The sequence below is a fragment of the Crossiella sp. CA-258035 genome, from assembly GCF_030064675.1.
Classification (GTDB): Bacteria; Actinomycetota; Actinomycetes; order Mycobacteriales; family Pseudonocardiaceae; genus Crossiella.
In genome coordinates this window covers 5,762,346-5,782,657 of record NZ_CP116413.1, presented here as the reverse complement: position 1 = coordinate 5,782,657, position 20,312 = coordinate 5,762,346, and the positions used below count along the sequence as shown (strand labels likewise).

Annotated in this window: 1 protein-coding gene; it reads left to right on the top strand. The window is 73.8% G+C overall.

Annotation, left to right across the window (positions count from 1 at the left end; all coding sequences use genetic code 11):
* The first annotated feature begins 41 nt into the window (after positions 1-41).
* Positions 42-20,309, top strand: a complete 20,268-nt coding sequence (locus tag N8J89_RS26325) for an SDR family NAD(P)-dependent oxidoreductase (protein ID WP_283659693.1) — start codon at positions 42-44, stop codon at positions 20,307-20,309.
* The last annotated feature ends 3 nt before the right edge of the window (positions 20,310-20,312 follow it).

The following is a 20,312-nucleotide window of genomic DNA, read 5'->3' as shown; positions in this document are numbered from 1 at the left end:
CAGGCCCCTCGCCGCGACGCGGAAGGGTTACGAGGGGCACCATGACCGGTACCGAGGACAAGCTCCGGGACTATCTCAAGCTGGTCACCGCGGATCTGCGTCGCACCCGGCAGCGGCTGAAGGACGTCGAGGCCCAGGACGGCGAGCCGATCGCGATCGTCGGCATGGCCTGCCGGTTCGCCGGCGGGATCGACTCGCCGGATGACCTGTGGCAGGTGCTGGCCGACGGCCGCGACACCGTGGGCGAGTTCCCCGGCGACCGCGGCTGGGAGCTGGACGGGCTGTTCCACGACGACCCGGACCACCAGGGCACCAGCTACGTCCGGGAGGCCGCGTTCCTGGCCCAGGCCAGCGGGTTCGACGCCGACTTCTTCGGCATCTCCCCGCGCGAGGCGCTGGCCATGGACCCGCAGCAGCGACTCGTGCTGGAACTGTGCTGGGAGGCGGTGGAGAGCGCCCGGCTGGACCCGCATTCCTTGCGGGGCAGCGACACCGGGGTGTTCGTCGGCGGCATCAGCATGGGCTACGGCATCCGCGGCACCCCGCCCGAGGAGGTCGAGGGCCAGCTGGCCACCGGCACCGCGGCCAGCGTGATCTCCGGCCGGGTGTCCTACCTGCTCGGCCTGCGTGGCCCCGCGCTGACCGTGGACACCGCCTGCTCCTCCTCCCTGGTCGCGCTGCACCTGGCCGCGCAGGCGCTGCGCAAGGACGAGTGCAAGCTGGCCCTGGTCGGCGGCGCCACCGTGCTGCCCGATCCCGGGCTGTTCGTGGAGTTCTCCCGGCAGCGCGGGCTCGCCAGGGACGGCCGCTGCAAGTCCTTCGCCGACGCCGCCGACGGCGTGGGCTGGGGCGAGGGCGGCGGTGTGCTGGTGCTGGCCAAGCTGTCCGAGGCGCAGCGGCTCGGGCACCGGATCCTCGCCGTGGTGCGGGGAACCGCGGTCAACTCCGACGGCGCGAGCAGTTCGCTGACCGCGCCGAACGGACCGTCCCAGCAGCGGGTGATCCAGGCGGCGCTGGAGAGCGCGCAGCTCACGCCCGAGATGGTGGACGCGGTCGACGGCCACGGCACCGGAACGACATTGGGCGATCCGATCGAGGCGGACGCGCTGCTCGCGGTCTACGGCCAGGGCCGTCCCGCGGACCGGCCGCTGCTGCTCGGCTCGGTGAAGTCGAACATCGGGCACACCCAGGCCGGTGCGGGCGTGGCTGGGGTGATCAAGATGGCGCTGGCGATCCAGCACGGCCTGGTGCCCGCGACCCTGCACGTGGACGCGCCGACCACGCAGGTGGACTGGGGCGACGGGCAGGTCCAGCTGGCCACCGAGGCCCAGCCGTGGCCGGTGACCGAGCGGCCGCGCCGGGCCGGGGTCTCCTCCTTCGGGATCGGCGGCACCAACGCGCACGTGATCATCGAGCAGGCCCCGGAACCCGTTGCGCCGGAAGGCGAACCGGTCCCGGTCGAGCGGGTCACCGGGCCGGTGCCCTGGCTGGTCTCCGCCCGCGCGCCCGAGGCCCTGGACGCCCGGATCGACCAGCTCCGCGACCTGTCCGGCACCCCGCTGGACGTCGCCTACTCGCTGCTGACCACCCGCACCCTCTTCGAGCACCGCGCGGTGCTCTTCGACGGCCGCGAGTTCGCCCGCGGCTCGGTCGTCCCCGGTTCCACCGCCTTTGTCTTCTCTGGCCAGGGATCGCAGCGCCTCGGCATGGGACGTGAGCTGTACCAGCGCTTCCCCGCCTTCGCCGAAGCCTTCGACGCGATCGTGGCGGAGCTGGGCGAGGACGTCCGCGAGGTCATGTGGGGCGAGGACGCCGCCGCCCTCGACGAGACCGGCGCGGCCCAGCCCGCGCTGTTCGCGCTGGAAGTCTCGCTGTTCCGGCTGCTGGAGTCCTGGGGCTGCACGCCCGACTTCGTCACCGGCCACTCCATCGGCGAGCTCGCCGCCGCGCACGTCTCCGGGGTGCTGTCGCTGGCCGACGCGTGCGCGGTGGTCTCCGCGCGGGCGCGGCTGATGCAGGCGCTGCCGGCCGGTGGCGCGATGGCCTCGATCCCGGTGGCCGAGGCGGAACTGTTGCCACTGCTGGACGAACACGTCTCCATCGCCGCGGTCAACGGACCCGAGGCCACCGTGATCTCCGGTGCCGAGGACGCCGTGGCGCGGATCGCGGACCGGTTCGAGCGGAGCAGACGGCTGCGCACCAGCCATGCCTTCCACTCGCCGCTGATGGAGCCGATGCTGGCCGAGTTCGCCGTCGCCATCGCCGGGATCACCGTTGGCGCGCAGCGGATCCCGGTGGTGTCCACGGTCGGCGAGGTCATCGACTTCGGCACGCCGGACTACTGGGTGCGGCAGGTCCGCGAGCCGGTGCGGTTCGCCGAGGCGATCCAGCGGCTGTCGGCCAGGGGTGTCGGCCGGATCGCCGAGCTGGGGCCGGACGGCAGGCTGTGCGCGGCGGTCGCGGAGATCGTGCCGGGGCTGGCCGCCACGCCGGTGCTGCGCCGGGAACGGTCCGAAGTGGACAGTGCGCTGGCCGGGCTGGCCGGGCTGCACGTCACCGGGGCCACGGTGGACTGGGCGCGCTGGTGCGCCGGTGGGTCCGTGGTGGACCTGCCGACCTACCCGTTCCAGCACCGCTCGTACTGGGTGGTGTGCAAGGACGGCGTGGCCGACGCCTCGGGGCTCGGCCAGGAGGTGGTCGGGCATCCACTGCTGGCCGCGCTGGTCAGCATGGCCGACGACAGCGGCATGATCTACACCGGCAGGGTCTCGGTCGCCGGGCAGCCATGGCTGGCCGACCACGTGGTCGGCGGTCGGGCGATCTTCCCCGGCACCGCCTTCCTGGAACTGGCCGGACGGGCCGGGGACGGTGTGGGCTGTGACCGGGTCGAGGAACTCACCATGATCACCCCGCTGGTGCTGCCGGAGCGGGGCGCGGTGCAGGTGCAGGTCGCGGTGGGCCCGGACAACGGCGGGCAACGCGAGATCACCATTCACTCCCGCCCGGAGCAGGCGGTGGACGAGCCGTGGACGTTGCACGCCAGCGGTCTGCTCGCCACCACCGGCCACACCTCGACCGCAGAGGCGACCCCGTGGCCGCCGGAGGGCGCGGAACCGGTGGACATGGCGGTGTTCTACCCGTGGTTCACCGAACGCGGCTTCGACTACGGCCCCGAGTTCCGCGGCGTCCGGGCGGCCTGGCGCGGCCAGGGCGAGGTCTTCGCCGAGGTGGCGCTGCCCACCGCGCGGGAGGCCGCCGCTTTCGGGCTGCACCCCGCGCTGCTGGACGCCGCGGTGCAGGCGTCCTCGGTGCTGGGCCACGGGGTTGAGGCCCCGGGGCAGATGCCGTTCTCCTGGCAGGGCGTCACGCTGCACGCGGTCGGCGCGGGCGCGCTGCGGGTGCGGATCAGCCACTCCGGCGGCAACACCATGCGCATCCACGCCACCGATCCGGCCGGTGACCCGGTGATCTCGGTGGACGCGCTGCTCATGCGCGAACTCCCCGCCGGTGACCAGCCGGGCCCCGGCCTGGACCGCAACTCGCTGTTCGAGCTGGACTGGGTCCCGGTCACCGCCGAAGCCCCCGCCGAGTCCGTCGCCCTGCTCGGCCCGGACGCGCTCGACCTGCGGGACCGGCTCACCGGCGTGGCCGAGGTGACCGAGGAGCCGATCGGTGACGCCGTGGTCAGCCTGGTCGGCACCGAGGAACCGGACTCCGCGCACCAGCTCACCAGCACCGCGCTTGCCCTGCTCCAGCAATGCCTTGACGCCGGTGAGGACGCCCGGCTGACCTTCGTCACCAGCGGCGCGGTCACCGGTCAGGACCTGGCCGCGGCCGCGGTCTGGGGCCTGGTGCGCGCGGCCCAGTCCGAGCACCCCGGCCGGTTCAGCCTGATCGACCTGGACGAGGAGTCCGGCGGCCCCGCGCTCGCCCAGGCCCTCGGCTCCGACGAACCCCAGCTGACCGTGCGCGGCAACCAGCTCTTCGGCGCGCGCCTGGAACGGGTGGGCATCCCCGAGCAGCCGCCGAACTGGCCCGCCGAGGGCACCGTGCTGATCACCGGCGGCACCGGCGGCCTGGGTCGCCTGCTCGCCGGGCACCTGGTCACCCGGCACCACGCGCGGAAACTGGTGCTGGTCAGCCGTCGCGGCCCGGACGCGCCCGAGGCCGCCGCGATCATCGAGAAGCTGACCGGGCACGGCACCGAAGTGCGCGTGCTGGCCTGTGATGTGGCCGACCGCGCCGCGGTGGCCGAGCTGCTGGCCGAGATTCCCGATCTGACCGCGGTGGTGCACGCCGCCGGGGTGGTCGACGACGGCCTGATCGAGGCGCAGACACCGGAAAAGCTGGCCACCGCGCTGCGGGTCAAGGCCGCCGCGGCCTGGCACCTGCACGAGCTGACCCGGCACCGCGAGCTGACCGCGTTCGTGCTGTTCTCCTCCGCCGCGGGCACCGTCGGCTCAGCGGGGCAGGGCAACTACGCCGCGGCCAACGCCTACCTGGACGCCCTCGCCAGGCACCGCCAGGGCCTCGGCCTGCCCGGCGTCTCGATGGCCTGGGGCGTATGGGACTCCGAGACCGGTATCACCGCCGGACGGTCCGATGTGGACAAACGACGGGCCGCCCGCGGTGGCATGCCCGCGATCACCGACGAGCAGGGCCTCGCCTTGTTCGACGCCTCGCTGGCCGACACCCGACCGGTGCTGATGCCGGCCCGCCTCGACCTGGCCGTGCTGCGTTCCCTCGGCCGCCCGCCCCACCTGCTGCGCTCCCTGATCCGCACCTCCTCCCGTCGTGCCGCCGGGCAAAGCGCTGGTGCGGGCGAACTGGCGGGTCGACTCGCCGGGTTGCCCGAAGCAGAACGCCTGCCCACGCTGCTGAAACTGACCCTGGCCTCGGTCGCCGGTGTGCTGGGCCACGGCGAGGACGTGGTGCTCGACCCGTCCCGCAGCTTCTCCGACCTCGGCTTCGACTCGCTCACCTCGGTCGAGCTGCGCAACCGGCTCAGCACCGAGACCGGGCTGCGGCTGCCCGCGACCCTGGTGTTCGACCAGCCCAACGCCAACCGGCTCACCGAGTACCTGCTCGGCGAACTGCTCGGCAAGGCCGACCTCTCCGCTGCGCCGAAGCGGCCGCCGACCGTGGTGCGCGCGGACGAGCCGATTGCCATCGTCGGCATGAGCTGCCGCTATCCGGGCGGGGTGCGCAGCCCCGAGGACCTGTGGCGGGTGGTGCGCGACGGTGAGGACGTGATCAGCGAGTTCCCGGTCAACCGCGGCTGGGACATGGCCGCGCTGTTCGACCGCGACCCCAGCCTGCCGGGCACTTCCTACGTGCGGCACGGCGGCTTCCTGCACGACGCGGGTTCCTTCGACGCCGCGCTGTTCCGGATGAGCCCGCGCGAGGCGCTGTCCACCGACGCCCAGCAGCGGCTGCTGCTGGAGGCCACCTGGGAGGCCCTGGAGCACACCGGCCTGGACCCGACCTCCTTGCGCGGCAGCGCGACCGCGGTCTTCGCCGGGGTGATGTACACCGACTACGCCACCCTGCTCGGCGCGGACGAGTTCGAGGGCTTCCGCGGCAACGGCGGCTCGGCCGCGATCGCCTCCGGCCGGGTGGCCTACACCTTCGGCCTGGAGGGGCCGACCGTCACCGTGGACACCGCCTGCTCCTCCTCGCTGGTCGCGGTGCACCTGGCGGGACAGGCGCTGCGCGCGGGGGAGTGCGAGCTGGCGCTGGCCGGTGGGGTCGCGATCATGGCCACACCGGGCGCTTTTGTGGAGTTCTCCCGGCAGGGCGGGCTGTCCCCGGATGGGCGCTGCCGGTCCTACGCCGACAGCGCCGACGGCGTGGCCTGGTCCGAGGGCGTCGGCATGCTGGTGCTGGAACGTCTCTCCGACGCCCGCCGCAACGGGCACCAGATCTTCGGCCTGATCAAGGGTTCCGCGGTCAACTCCGACGGCGCCTCCAATGGGATGAGCGCGCCCAACGGCCCGTCCCAGCAACGCGTCATCCGCGCCGCACTCGCCGCCGCCGGACTGTCCACTTCGGACGTTGACGTGGTGGAGGGGCACGGCACCGGCACCCCGCTCGGCGACCCGATCGAGGCCGAGGCCGTGCTGGCCACCTACGGCCAGGACCGGGAAGAGCCGCTGTGGCTGGGCTCGATCAAGTCCAACCTGGGCCACACCCAGGCCGCCGCCGGGGTCGCCGGGATCATCAAGATGGTGCAGGCCATGCGGCACGGCGTGCTGCCCAGGACCCTGCACCTGGACCGGCCGTCCTCGCACGTGGACTGGGAGGCCGGTGACGTCGAGCTGCTGAGCCGGGAAACCCCGTGGCCCCAGGGCGACAAGCCCCGGCGTGCCGGCGTGTCCTCCTTCGGCATCAGCGGCACCAACGCGCACGTGGTGCTGGAGGAACCGCCTGCCGCGCCCGTCCCCGCGCCCGCCGAGCACGAGGGCGTGCTGCCCTGGGTGCTCTCCGGTCAGACCGAGCACAGCCTGCGCGCACTGGCCGCCAAGCTCGCCGACAGCACGAGCGCACTGCACCCGGCCGATGTCGGCCTGTCCCTGGCCACCGGCCGGGCCGTCCTGCCGCACCGCGCGGTGGTGCTCGGCTCGGACACCGGGGAACTGCTGGCGGGCCTGCGCGCGCTGGCTTCCGGCGAACCCGGCCCGGTCGTCGCCGAGGCCCCTGACGTGCCGCGCGCGGTCGCCTTCGCCTTCCCAGGGCAGGGCGCGTACTGGGCGGGTATGGGCGCTGAGCTGCTGGAGCGCTCGCCGGTGTTCGCCGAGGCGTTCGCCCGCTGCGCGGTGGCCCTGGAACCGCACCTGGACTTCGCCGTGCACGACGTGCTCACCGGCGCGCCGGGCGCTCCCGGCCTGGACCGGATCGACGTGGCGCAGCCGACCATGTGGGCGGTCAGCGTCTCGCTGGCCGAGCTGTGGCGGGCACACGGTGTGCGGCCCTCGGCCGTGCTGGGGCACTCCCAGGGCGAGGTGGCCGCGGCCTGCGTCGCCGGTGCGCTGTCCATTGAGGACGGTGCGCGGATCATCGCGGTGCGCAGCAAGGCGATCGCCGAACAGCTGTGCGGACAGGGCACGATGATCTCGGTCGCGCTGCCGCTGGCCGAGGTCGAACCGCGCCTGGAGTCGTGGGCAGGTCGGCTGGGCATCGCCGCGATCAACGGGCCGACGGCCACGGTGGTCTCGGGCGAGTACGAGGCGCTGGCCGAACTGCGGGCCGCGCTGGAAGCCGATGGCGTCCGGGTCCGCGAGGTCGCCGGGGACTTCCCGGCGCACTCGGCGATGTTCGACCGGGTCCGCGAGCGGGTGCTCACCGAGCTGGCCGACCTCACGCCCCGGTCCACATTGGACATTCCGATGCTGTCCACGGTGACGGGGGAGTGGGTCGACCCGGCCGCGCTGGACGCGGAGTACTGGTTCCGCAACATGCGCGAGACCGTGCGCTTCGCCCCGGCCGTGCACACCCTGCTCAGCCAGGGCCGCAACCTGTTCGTCGAGGTCAGCCCGCACCCGGTGCTGGTGCCGGGGATCACCGGTATCATCGACGAGTCCGGCGCGGACGCGGTGGTGGTGCCCACCCTGCGCCGCGAGGACGGCGGCCTGGACCGGCTCTACCGCTCGCTCGGCCTGGCGCACGTGCACGGCGCGACCGTGGACTGGACGCCCTGTTACCCCAAGGCGAACCGGGTCGGCCTGCCCACCTACGCCTTCGACCACGCCGAGTACTGGCCGCAGCCGTTGCGCGGCAAGGGCGACGCCGCCTCCGTCGGCCTCAGCGCCACCGACCACCCGCTGCTCGGCGGCGCGGTCACCATCGCCGACACCGGCGCGCTGATGCTCACCGGCCGCCTGTCCCTGGACGGTCAGCCCTGGCTGGCCGACCACGCGGTCGGCGGGCAAGTCCTCTTCGCCGGCGCGGGTTTTGTCGAGCTGGCCCTGCGCGCGGGTGAGGAGACCGGCTGCGAGCAGCTGGCCGAGCTGACCCTGGCCGCGCCGCTGATCCTGCCCGCCACCGGCTCGGTGACCGTGCAGGTGCTGATCGAGCCGGAGGAGTCCGGCCGCCGTCGCCTGACCATCCACTCCCGCGCCGCCCAGGACACCGACTGGGTGCAGCACGCTTCCGGCACGCTCAGCACCGAACCGGCCGCCGCCACCCTCGGCTTCGACGCCGCGGTCTGGCCGCCGGAGGGCGCGGAACCCGTTGACCTGACGGGTAGTTACGAGGAGTTCGCCACCGTCGGCTTCGGCTACGGCCCGGCCTTCCAGCGCCTGCAAGCGTTGTGGCGGCGCGACGGTGAGCTGTTCGCCGAGGTCGCCCTGGCCGAGGGACAGCCCGACGGGTTCACCCTGCACCCGGCGCTGCTGGACGCCTCGCTGCACACCACCCTGGTCGGCGCGACCGCCGACGGCAGCCCGGACACCCTGCCCTTCCAGTGGGAAGGCGTGGCCCTGCACGCCACCGGCGCCACCGCGCTGCGGGTGCGGGTCCGCCAGACCGAGACCGGCGCACTCGCCATCGAGGCCGCCGACCCGGCAGGCGAACCGGTGCTCACCGTGGCCGCGCTGAACATGCGCGCCCGCGCCGCCGCCGGACCGCGCGCCCGCACGGACTCGCTGTACCGCCTGGACTGGGTGCCGGTCACCAGCACCGCTGAGCCGGGCGATGTGACGCTGATGCCGATCGGTGGCGGGGACCCGCATGCCGAGACCGCCAGGGTGCTTTCCCGGCTCCAGCAACGGATCGAGCGGGGCGGGGAACGACTGGTGTTCCTCAGCCGGGGCGCGACCACCGGCGAAGACCTGGCCGCCGCGGCGGTCTGGGGCCTGGTGCGCTCCGCACAGGCCGAGCACCCCGGCGCGTTCGGCCTGCTCGACCTGGACGGCGAAGCCTGCGCCGGACGGCCGCTGGTCGAGCTGACCCCGGCCGAGCTGCCCGAGGGCGCGCTCGACCCCAGCGAATCCCAGCTCGTCATCCGCGACGGCGCGGTACTGGCCGCCCGCCTGCGCCGGGCCACCCCGCCCACCGAATCCTTTGCCTGGCCCACTGACGGCGCTGTCTTGATCACCGGCGGCACCAGCGGACTCGGCGCGGTGGTCGCCCGGCACCTGGTCGCCCAGGGCGTGTCGCACCTGGTGCTAGCCAGCCGTCGCGGCCCGGCCGCCGAAGGCGTCGGCGAACTGGTCGCCGAGCTCGGTGTGCGGGTCGACGTGGTGGCCTGCGACCTGGCCGACCGGGACGCGGTGGCCAGGCTGCTGGACGGCATCGAGAACCTGACCGGGATCGTGCACTCCGCGGGCGTGCTCGACGACGCCCTGATCCCGGACCTCACCCCGGAGCGGCTGGCCACCGTGTTGCGGCCCAAGGTGGATGCGGCCTGGCACCTGCACGAGCTGACCCGCGACCGCGACCTGGCCGCGTTTGTGCTGTTCTCCTCCGCCGGTGGCCTGCTCGGCGCGCCCGGCCAGGCCAACTACGCCGCGGCCAACGCCTTCCTGGACGCACTGGCCACCCACCGCCGAAACCTCGGCCTGCCCGGGCACTCGCTGGCCTGGGGTGGCTGGGACGAAGCGGGCATGGCCAGCCGACTGTCCGCGGCCGACCGCGCCAGGCTGGCCCGCAACGGCACCCCACTGATGTCCACTGTGGACGGTCTGGCGCTGTTCGACCTGGCGCTGGCCACCGAGGAGCCGGCGCTCGCGCCGGTGCTGTTCGACCTGGCCGCGATCCGCGCGCTCGGCGAGATCCCACTGGTGTTCCAGGGACTCGTCCGGGCCGGGCGACGGGTGGCCAGGGCCGCGGGCACGGTCGCGGGCGGCCTGGCCGCGCGGCTGGCCGGACTGGCCAAGGACGAGCGGCGGGCCACCCTGGAAGAACTGGTGCGCGGGCGGATCGCCGGTGTGCTCGGCCACGCCGGCAGCGCCGCGGTCAAACCGCACCGCGCGTTGCAGGACCTCGGTCTCGACTCGCTGGCCGCGGTGGAGCTGCGCAACCAGCTCGGCGCGGAGTCCGGCCTCAAACTGCCCGCCACACTGGCCTTCGACCACCCCTCGGCCGCCGCGATCACCGACTACCTGTTGGCACAGCTGGGTGTCGGCGAGGACCGCGCGGTCACCACGAACCAGGTGCGCGCGGTCGCCGGTGACCCGATCGTCGTGGTGGGCATGGGCTGCCGCTACCCGGGCGGGGTCAACTCGCCGGAGGAGCTGTGGCGGCTGGTGCTCGACGGCGCCGACGCCATCTCCGAGTTCCCGCCCGACCGCGGCTGGGACGTAGCGCGGCTCTACCACCCCGACCGCAACAACCCCGGCACCAGCTACACCCGCAACGGCGGCTTCCTCACCCAGGCCGCGGAGTTCGACGCCGAGTTCTTCGGCATCAGCCCGCGCGAGGCGGTGACCACCGACGTGCAGCAACGCCTGCTGCTGGAGGTCACCTGGGAGTCGCTGGAACGAGCCGGGATCGACCCCAGCGGACTGCGTGGCAGCCGCACCGGGGTGTTCACCGGCGTGATGTACAACGACTACGCGATGCTGTTGGAGGGCCCGGAGTTCGACGGGTTCCGCGGCAACGGCAGCGCGGCCAGCATCGCCTCCGGCCGGGTGGCCTACGCCCTCGGCCTGGAGGGTCCCGCGGTCACCATCGACACCGCCTGCTCCTCCTCACTGGTCGCGGTGCACCTGGCCGCGCAGGCGCTGCGGGCCGGGGAGTGCGAGGTCGCGGTGGCCGGTGGCGTCACGGTGATGTCCACCCCGGGCGCTTTCCTGGAGTTCTCCCGGCAGGGCGGGCTGTCCGAGGACGGCCGGTGCAAGGCCTACGGCGACGGCGCGGACGGCGTCGGCTGGGCCGAGGGCGTGGGCATGCTGGTGCTGGAACGGCTCTCCGACGCCAAACGGCACGGGCACCGGGTGCTCGCGGTGCTCAAGGGCTCCGCGGTCAACTCCGACGGCGCGTCCAACGGGCTGACCGCCCCGAACGGCCCGTCCCAGCAACGCGTCATCCAGCAGGCTCTGGCCTCCGCCGGACTGTCCACTTCGGACGTTGATGCGGTGGAGGGCCACGGCACCGGCACCCCGCTGGGCGACCCCATTGAGGCACAGGCGCTGCTGGCCACCTACGGCCAGGACCGGGACACCCCGCTGTACCTGGGTTCGATCAAGTCCAACCTGGGGCACACGCAGGCCGCGGCCGGTGTCGCGGGCATGATCAAGATGATTCAGGCGATGGCGCACGGGGTGCTGCCGCGCACCCTGCACGCGGACCACGCCTCCAGCCAGGTGGACTGGACCGAGGGCGAGGTGGCGCTGCTCACCGAGCAGACCGCCTGGCCGGAGGTGAACCGGCCGCGCCGGGCCGGTGTGTCCTCCTTCGGGATCAGCGGCACCAACGCGCACGTCATCCTGGAACAGCCGCCGACCCAGCCCGAACGCGCCACCGCCCCGGCGCACCGCGCGCCCTGGCCGGTGTCCGCGCAGTCCGCGGCCGCACTGGACGCCTTCACCGGCCAGTTGCGCGCGCTGACCGGCAACCCGACCGACATCGGCTACTCCCTGGTCGCCACCAGGGCGCTGTTCGACCACCGCGCGGTCCTGCTGGACGGCGTGGAACTGGCCCGAGGCCAGGCTGGTGACGGCGGCCGGACCGCGTTCGTGTTCTCCGGCCAGGGCTCCCAGCGACTCGGTATGGGCCGGCAGTTGCACGCCCGCTACCCGGCCTTCGCCGAGGCGTTCGACGCGGTGGTCGCCGAGTTCGGCGAGGACCTGCGCGACATCCTCTGGGGCGCCGACGCCGATGCCCTGACCAGCACCGACAACGCCCAGCGGGCGCTGTTCGCGATTGAGGTGGCGCTGTTCCGGCTGCTGGCGTCCTGGGGACACCAGCCGGACTTCGTCACCGGCCACTCCATCGGCGAGATCGCGGCCGCGCACGTGGCCGGGGTGCTGTCGCTGGTGGACGCCTGCGCCCTGGTGGACGCCCGCGCCCGGCTGATGGCCGCGCTGCCGACCGGCGGGATCATGGTCGCGGCACACGCCCCCGAGGCCGAGGTGGCCGCGCTGCTGGACGGTGAGGTGGCCATCGCCGCGGTCAACCGGCCCGGCAGCGTGGTGCTCTCCGGCACCGAGGCCGCAGTGACCAAGGTGGTGGACCGGCTCACCGAAACGGGGCACCGCACCAGGAAGCTCGCGGTCAGCCACGCCTTCCACTCGCCGCTGATGGAGCCGATGCTCCGGGAGTTCGCCGCCGCCATCGACGGCATCTCCTTCGCCGAACCCCGCATCCCGGTGGTGTCCACGCTGACCGGGCGGCTCGCCGACGGGGACGAGCTGCGCACCATCGACTACTGGGTCCAGCAGGTCCGCGGCTGCGTGCGCTACGCCGATGCCGTGGCCACCCTTGGCGAACTGGGCGTGCGCGGCGTGCTGGAGGTCGGCCCGGACGGCCAGCTCGCCTCGGCCGCGGCCGACGTGCTGCCGGAGGCCACTACCACCTCACTGCTGCGCCACGACACCGAGGACGAGGAACAGGCGCTGCTGCGCGGCTTGGCCACGCTGCACGTCAACGGCTTCGACGTGGACTGGAAACCGTTGCTGCGCGGCGGTTCCACCGTCGACCTGCCCACCTATCCGTTCCAGCGCCGCCGCTACTGGCCCGCGCCCGGCGTGGGCCGGGGCGAGGCAACCAATCTCGGCCTCGCTGCCACCCGGCACCCGCTGCTCGCGGCGAGCACCGCGCTGGCCGGTTCCGGCGAACTGCTGCTCAGCGGCCGCCTCTCGGTGGTCACCCACCCCTGGCTGGCCGACCACGAGGTCAACGGCCGGATCCTGTTCCCCGGCGCGGGCTTCGTCGAGCTCGCCCTGCGCGCGGGTGACGAGGCGGGCCTGGACCTGGTCGACGAACTGACCATGGCCGCCCCGCTCACCCTCACCGAGGGCGAGGCGGTCAACATCCAGGTCGTGCTCGGCGCACCGGACGACGCGGGCCGCCGCACCATCGGCATCCACTCCCGTCCCGCCGACCGCGAGGACGAGCCGTGGACCCGGCACGCCAGCGGCCTGCTGGCGACCGCGAGGACCCCGGCCGAGTCCTTCGACGCCACCAGTTGGCCGCCCACCGGCAGCGAACCGGTCGACCTGACCGACTGCTACACCCGCTTCGCCGCGGCCGGATTTGATTACGGGCCAACGTTCCAGGGCCTGACCGCGCTGTGGCAGCGCGGTGAGGAGCTGTTCGCCGCGGTCAGGCTCCCGGCGGAGAACGTCGGCGGCTACGGCCTGCACCCGGCGCTGCTGGACGCCACCCTGCACGGACTGATCGCGGCTGGCGAGGGCGGCCCCGCGCGGCTGCCGTTCTCCTGGGACCGGGTGCGGCTGCACGCTTCCGGCGCACAGGGCCTGCGGGTCCGGTTGACGCCCAACGGGGACGCGGTGCGCATCCAGGCGATCGACGGCGCGGGCCAGCCCGTGGTGACGGTCGAGGGCCTGCTCACCAGGGAGGCGGAGACCACCGCCGCCGACACGGGCGACTCGCTGTTCACCCTGGACTGGACCCCGGTCACGCTGCCGGAGACCACGCCGCCGGACATCGCGCAGGTCACCTTCGTGGGTGGCCCGGACGCCCCGGCCGAGGCGCTGCGCCTCACCAGCGAGGCCCTTTCCCTGCTCCAGCAACACATCGCGACCAGCGACCCGCTGGTCGTCCTCACCCGCGGTGCCACCACCGGCGCGGACCCGGCGGCGGCCGCGGTCTGGGGCCTGGTGCGCAGCGCCCAGGCCGAGAACCCCGGCCAGTTCCGGCTCATCGACCTGGACCCGGCAGGCGGCGACCTGCCCCCGCAGGCCCTGTCCAGCACCGAACCGCAGCTGGCCATCCGCGGGACCGAGGTCCTCGCCGCCCGGCTCGCCCGCGCCACCCCGGCCGAACCGCAGCCGATCCGTTGGGACGGCACGGTTCTCGTCACCGGCGGCGTGGACGGCCTGGGCAGCCTGGTCGCCCGCAGACTCGCTGGCACACACGGCATCAGCCGCCTGGTGCTGGCCAGCAGGCGCGGCCCGGACACTCCCGGCGCTGATGACCTCGTCGCCGAACTGGCCGAAATTGGCGCTACCGCAACGGTTGTGGCCTGTGACGTGTCCGACCACGAGGCTGTCACCGCGCTGGTGGACGGCATTGACGGGCTGACCGCCGTGGTGCACTGCGCCGGTGTGCTCGATGACGGCGTGATCGGCTCGCTCACCCCGGAACGCCTGGCGAAGGTACTGGCTGCCAAGGCTTCCGCCGCCTGGCATCTGCACGAGGCCACCAAGAACCGTGAGCTGGCCGGGTTCGTGCTGTTCTCCTCACTCGCGGGCACCATGGGCGCGGCAGGCCAGGGCAACTACGCCGCGGCCAACGCCTTCGTCGACGCCTTGGCCCGCCACCGCAAGGAAAACGGCCTGCCCGCGACCGCACTCGGCTGGGGAGCGTGGGCTCCGGAGACGGGAATGACCGCCCGGCTCTCCGCCGCTGAGCAGGAGCGGCTGATCCAGACCGGCACGCCGCTGATGGCGGTGGAGCACGCGCTGAGCCTGTTCGACCTGGCGCTCGCCAGGCCCGAGCCGGTGCTGCTGCCGGTGCGGCTGAACCTGGCGGTGCTGCGCGCGCTGCCGGACCTGCCGCCGGTGCTGCACCAGCTCATCGGCCCGCGCCGCACCGGCCGCCGCGCCGCCCAGGCCACCGCGGACAGCGGACTGGTCGAGCGGCTGACCCGGCTCACCCCGGTGGAGCGGCACGAGCATCTGGAGGAGCTGGTCCGCACCAGGGTCGCCGCGGTGCTCGGCCACGACGGCGCGCACCTGATCGACGCCGACCGGTCCTTCTCCGACCTCGGTTTCGACTCGCTCACCGCGGTCGACCTGCGCAACCAGCTCACCGCCGAGCTCGGCCTGCGCCTGCCGGCCACGCTGGTCTTCGACTACCCGTCAGCCGCCGTGCTCACCCGGCACCTGCTGGCCGAACTGCTCGGCGCGGACGCGCCCGAGGTGCGGGTGCGCACGGCCGCGGTCAACGACGAGCCGATCGCGATCGTCGGCATGGGCTGCCGCTTCCCCGGTGGCGTCAACTCGCCGGAGGACCTGTGGCGGCTGCTGCAGGCCGGGCGGGACGCCACCTCGGAGTTCCCCACCGACCGCGGCTGGGACCTGGCCCAGCTCATCGAACAGGAAGCAGGCGCGGCTGGGGGATCGGCCACCGGGCGCGGCGGGTTCATGGACGACGTGGCCGGGTTCGACCCTGAGTTCTTCGGCATGAGCCCGCGCGAGGCCCTGGCCACCGACGCCCAGCACCGCCTGCTGCTGGAGGTCAGCTGGGAAGCCCTGGAACGAGCCGGGATCGACCCGGCCACCCTGCGCGGCAGCGACACCGGGGTGTTCGCCGGGATCATGTACTCCGACTACGGCAGCATGCTCACCGCCGACGAGTTCGAGGGTTTCCGCGGCAGCGGCAACGCGCCCAGCGTCGCCTCCGGCCGGGTCGCCTACATCCTTGGCCTGGAAGGCCCCGCGGTCACCGTGGACACCGCGTGTTCCTCCTCGCTGGTCGCGATGCACTGGGCGGCACAGGCGCTGCGGGCGGGGGAGTGCTCGCTGGTGCTGGCCGGTGGCGCGACCGTGCTGTCCACCCCGGGCGCGTTCGTGGAGTTCACCCGGCAGAACGGCCTCGCGCCGGACGGCCGGTGCAAGTCCTATTCGGACAGTGCGAACGGGGTGGGCTGGTCCGAGGGTGTCGGCATGCTGGTGCTGGAGCGGCTGTCCGACGCGCAGCGCAACGGACACCAGATCCTCGCCGTGGTCAAGGGTTCGGCGATCAACTCCGATGGCGCGTCCAACGGACTGACCGCGCCGAACGGGCCGTCCCAGCAACGGGTCATCCGGGCCGCGCTGGCCAGCGCCGGACTGTCCACTTCGGACGTTGATGCGGTGGAGGGCCACGGCACCGGCACCACCCTGGGCGATCCCATTGAGGCGCAGGCACTGCTGGCCACCTACGGACAGGACCGGGAGACGCCGCTGCTGCTCGGGTCGGTCAAGTCGAACCTGGGGCACACGCAGGCCGCAGCCGGTGTCGCGGGTGTGATCAAGATGGTGCAGGCGATCCGGCACGGCGAACTGCCGCGCACGGTGCACCTGGACCAGCCGTCGAGCGAGGTGGACTGGACCGCCGGGCGGATCGAGCTGCTGGCCGAGAACACGGTGTGGCCGGAGGTGGATCGGCCCAGGCGCGCAGCGGTGTCGTCCTTCGGGATCAGCGGCACGAACGCGCACGTGGTGCTGGAGGAGGCCCCGGCGCAGCAGACCGAGCGTGCCTCGGAGACCACCGTGGTCCCGTGGGTGCTCTCCGCTCGCACTGAGCCCGCCCTGCGCGCGCAAGCCGCCCGCCTGCTCGCCCACCTGCGCACCAACCCGGATCCGGCCGACCTCGGCTTCTCCCTGGCCACCGGCCGGTCCGCGTTCCGCCACCGGGCCGCGGTGCTTGCCGACCCGGCCGACCTCACCGCCGCCCGCCAGGCGCTGACCGCGCTCGCCGAGGGCCGGACCGATCCCGGGCTGGTGCTCGGCTCGCCCACCGGCGGCCGGACCGCGTTCGTGCTCTCCGGCCAGGGTTCCCAGCGACTCGGCATGGGCCGGGAGCTGCACGCCCGCTATCCGGTGTTCGCAAAGGCATTCGACGCCGCGCTGGCCGGGTTCGACCCGGAGCTGCGCGCGGTGATGTGGGGCACGGACGCCGAAGCGCTCAACGGCACCGGGAACACCCAGCCCGCGCTGTTCGCCTTCGAGGTGGCGCTGTTCCGGCTGTTCGAGTCCTGGGGCGTGCGGCCGGACTTCGTGGCCGGTCACTCCATCGGCGAACTGGCCGCGGCGCACGTCAGCGGCGCGCTGTCGCTGGCCGACGCCTGCACCGTGGTGCGCGCGCGGGCCCGGCTGATGGCCGCCCTGCCCACCGGCGGGGTGATGGTCGCGGTGCGGGCCAGCGAGGAGGAGGTGTTGCCGCTGCTCACCGAGGAGGTGTCCATCGCCGCGGTCAACGCGCCCGGCTCGCTGGTGCTCGCCGGTGCCGAAGCGGCCGTGCTCGCGGTCGCGGAAACCCTTGCCGCGCAGGGACGGGACACCAAGCAGCTCGCGGTCAGCCACGCGTTCCACTCGCCGCTGATGGAGCCGATGCTGGCCGAGTTCGCCGCGGCCATCGAGGGCATCACGGTCAGCGAACCGGCCGTGCCGCTGATCTCCGCGCTGACCGGAACCCGGGTCGGCGCGGCGGAACTGGGCGATCCCGGCTTCTGGACCCGGCACGTGCGGGAGACCGTCCGGTTCGCCGACACCGTTGCCGCACTGCGGGCAGCGGGCGCCCAGGTGTTCCTGGAGCTGGGGCCGCGCGCCGGGCTGAAGCCGGCGATGGTGGAGATGCTGGACGAGGCCGAGGTGGTGGCCGCGGCGGCGAAGGACTCGGACGAGGTGGCGGGCTGTCTGACCGCGCTGTCCGCCCTGCACTGCTGGGGCCGGAGCGTGCGCTGGGCGGAGCTGTTCGCCGGGGCGCGGCTGGTGGAGCTGCCCACGTATCCGTTCCAGCACGAGCGGTTCTGGCCGCAGGTGAGCCAGACCGGCCGGGCGGGCGAGGTGAGCGCGTTCGGGCTGACCGATTCCGCGCACCCGCTGCTCGGCGCGGTCGCCGAGTTCGCCGACGGGCGGGGCGCGCTGTTCTCCAGCAGGCTCTCGCTGGCCACCCACCCGTGGCTGGCCGATCACGCGGTGTTCGGCCGGGTGCTGTTCCCCGGCACCGGTCTGGCCGAGCTCGCCGGGTGGGCGGGCAGCCGGATCGGCTGCGGCCGACTGGTCGAGCTGACCCTGTCCGCGCCGCTGCTGCTGCCCGCCGAGGGCGCGGTGCAGGTGCAGGTCCGGGTGGGCGAGGCCGGCCAGTCCGGCGAACGCGAGGTCACCATCCACTCGCGGCCGCAGGGCGCGGACGAACCCTGGACGCTCAACGCCGAGGGCACCCTGGACGAGCAGCCCTCCACCCCGGTCTCCCTGACCGAGGCCTGGCCGCCCGCCGACGCCGAGCGGATCGACCTGACCGGCAGCTACGAAGCCCTCACCGACGCCGGATTTGGTTACGGACCGGCCTTCCGTGGCCTGCGGGCGCTGTGGCAGCGGGCGGACGAGTTGTTCGCCGAGGTCGCCCTGCCCGCCGAGGTGGCGGAGTCGGCGGAGCGGTTCGGGCTGCACCCGGCACTGCTGGACTCCGCGCTGCACGCGGCGATGGTGGCCGCGGCGGGCACCGGCGAGGCCGCGGTGCCGCACACCTGGGAGGGCGTCACGCTGCACCGCACCGGCGTTGCGGCGCTGCGGGTCCGGCTCACGCGGACTGAGGAAGGCCTGGCGCTGCTGGCGGTTGACGCCGACGGCCGGGCAGTGGCCACTGTGGACACTCTGCGGGTGCGGCCGGTGTCCACCGAGCAGCTGGCGGCGGCGGACCGGTCGCAGGACACGCTGTTCCAGCTGGCCTGGTCCCCGGCGACGAGCAACGCGGTGGTCCCGGCATGGGTGGAGGTCGCGGCGCTCGAGGAGCTGGAAGCCGTGCCACCACTGGTGTTGCTGCGCTGCGAGGCAACTGGCGGCGATCTGGCCGCGGCCACGCACGAGCGGCTCGCCGGAGTGCTCGCGGTGGCTCAGCAGTGGCTGGCCGAGGACCGGTTCCTCGGCTCCCGCCTGGTGCTGGTGACCCGCCGGGCGGTTGGCCCGGAGCCGGAAGACGTTGCGGGGGCGGCGATCTGGGGTCTGATCCGCTCCGCCCAGCACGAGCACCCGGACCGCTTCGGGCTGCTCGACCTGGACGAAACCGAGGTCCCGGAGTCCGCGCTGGCGCTGCTGGAAGAGGAGCCGCAGGTGCTCGTCCGCGGCAGTCGCGCGCTGGCGGCCAGGCTGCTGCGGCTGCCGGTCGCGGCGGACACCGGGACCAAGTGGGACCCGGACCGCACGGTGGTGATCACCGGCGGCACCGGCGGTCTGGGCAAGGTCCTGGCCCGGCACCTGGTGGCCAGGCACGGGGTGCGCCGTCTGCTGCTGCTGAGCAGGCGCGGCGCGGCGGCGGACGGCGCGCCCGAGCTGGTCAACGAGCTGGCCGGGCTCGGCGCGGCGGTGGACCTGCGGCCCTGCGACGTCGGCGACCGCGAGTCGGTGGCCGCCGCGCTGGCCACGATTCCCGCCGAACACCCGTTGCAGGCCGTGGTGCACGCCGCGGGTGTGCTGGAGGACCGGGTGCTCACCGGGTTCACCGCGGACTCGCTCACCCCGGTGCTGCGGCCCAAGGCAGCCGCGGCCTGGCACCTGCACGAGCTGACCAAGCACCTGGACCTGACCGCGTTCGTGCTGTTCTCCTCGGTCGCCGGGGTCTTCGGCAACGGCGGCCAGGCCAGCTACGCCGCGGCCAACGCCTTCGTCGACGCCCTCGCCCAGCACCGCAGGTCCCAGGGCCTGCCCGCGACCTCCATCGCCTGGGGTCCGTGGTCCCTGGCCGACGGCATGGTCAGCGAGGCGGAGGCGGCGCGGATGCGCAGGCTCGGCGTGCTGCCGCTGTCCGCTGAGGAAGGCATGGCCCTGTTCGACGGCCTGACCGGCGGCCCCGAGGCGGTGCCGGTGCCACTGCGCCTGGACCTGGCCTCGATCCGCTCGGCAGGCCAGATCCCGCCGCTGATGCGGGGCCTGGTGCGCGATCCGGCCCGCCAGGGCCCGGACCGGGACACCGCGGCGGACTTCCTGGCCCGCCTGGCCGAGGCGCCGGCCGCCCAGCGGCACGAGGTGGTGGTGGACCTGATCCGCGACCAGGCCGCCACCGTGCTCGGTCACGCCGATCCGGCCGCGGTGGGCCGGGACCGGCGGTTCCAGGAGCTCGGCTTCGACTCGCTCACCACGGTCGAGCTGCGCAACCGCCTGGGCACCGCGCTGGGCAGGCGACTGCCGGTCTCGCTGCTGTTCGACCACCCAACCCCGGAGGTGCTCGCCGACTACCTGCTGCCGCTGCTCGCCCCGGCCGAAGCGGACCCGGCCGCCGAACTGCTCCGGCAGCTGGACCGCCTCGGCGCCGACCTCGCCGCGCTCACCGCGGATGAGAACACCCGCCAGCTGCTCAGCGGCAAGCTCGACCTGCTGCTGGCCGGGTTGCGCGGGGGCAAGGCCGAGGAGGAGGTGGACTTCGAGTCGGCCACCGACGAGGAGCTGTTCGACCTGCTGGACAACGAGTGGGAACGCCCGTGATCT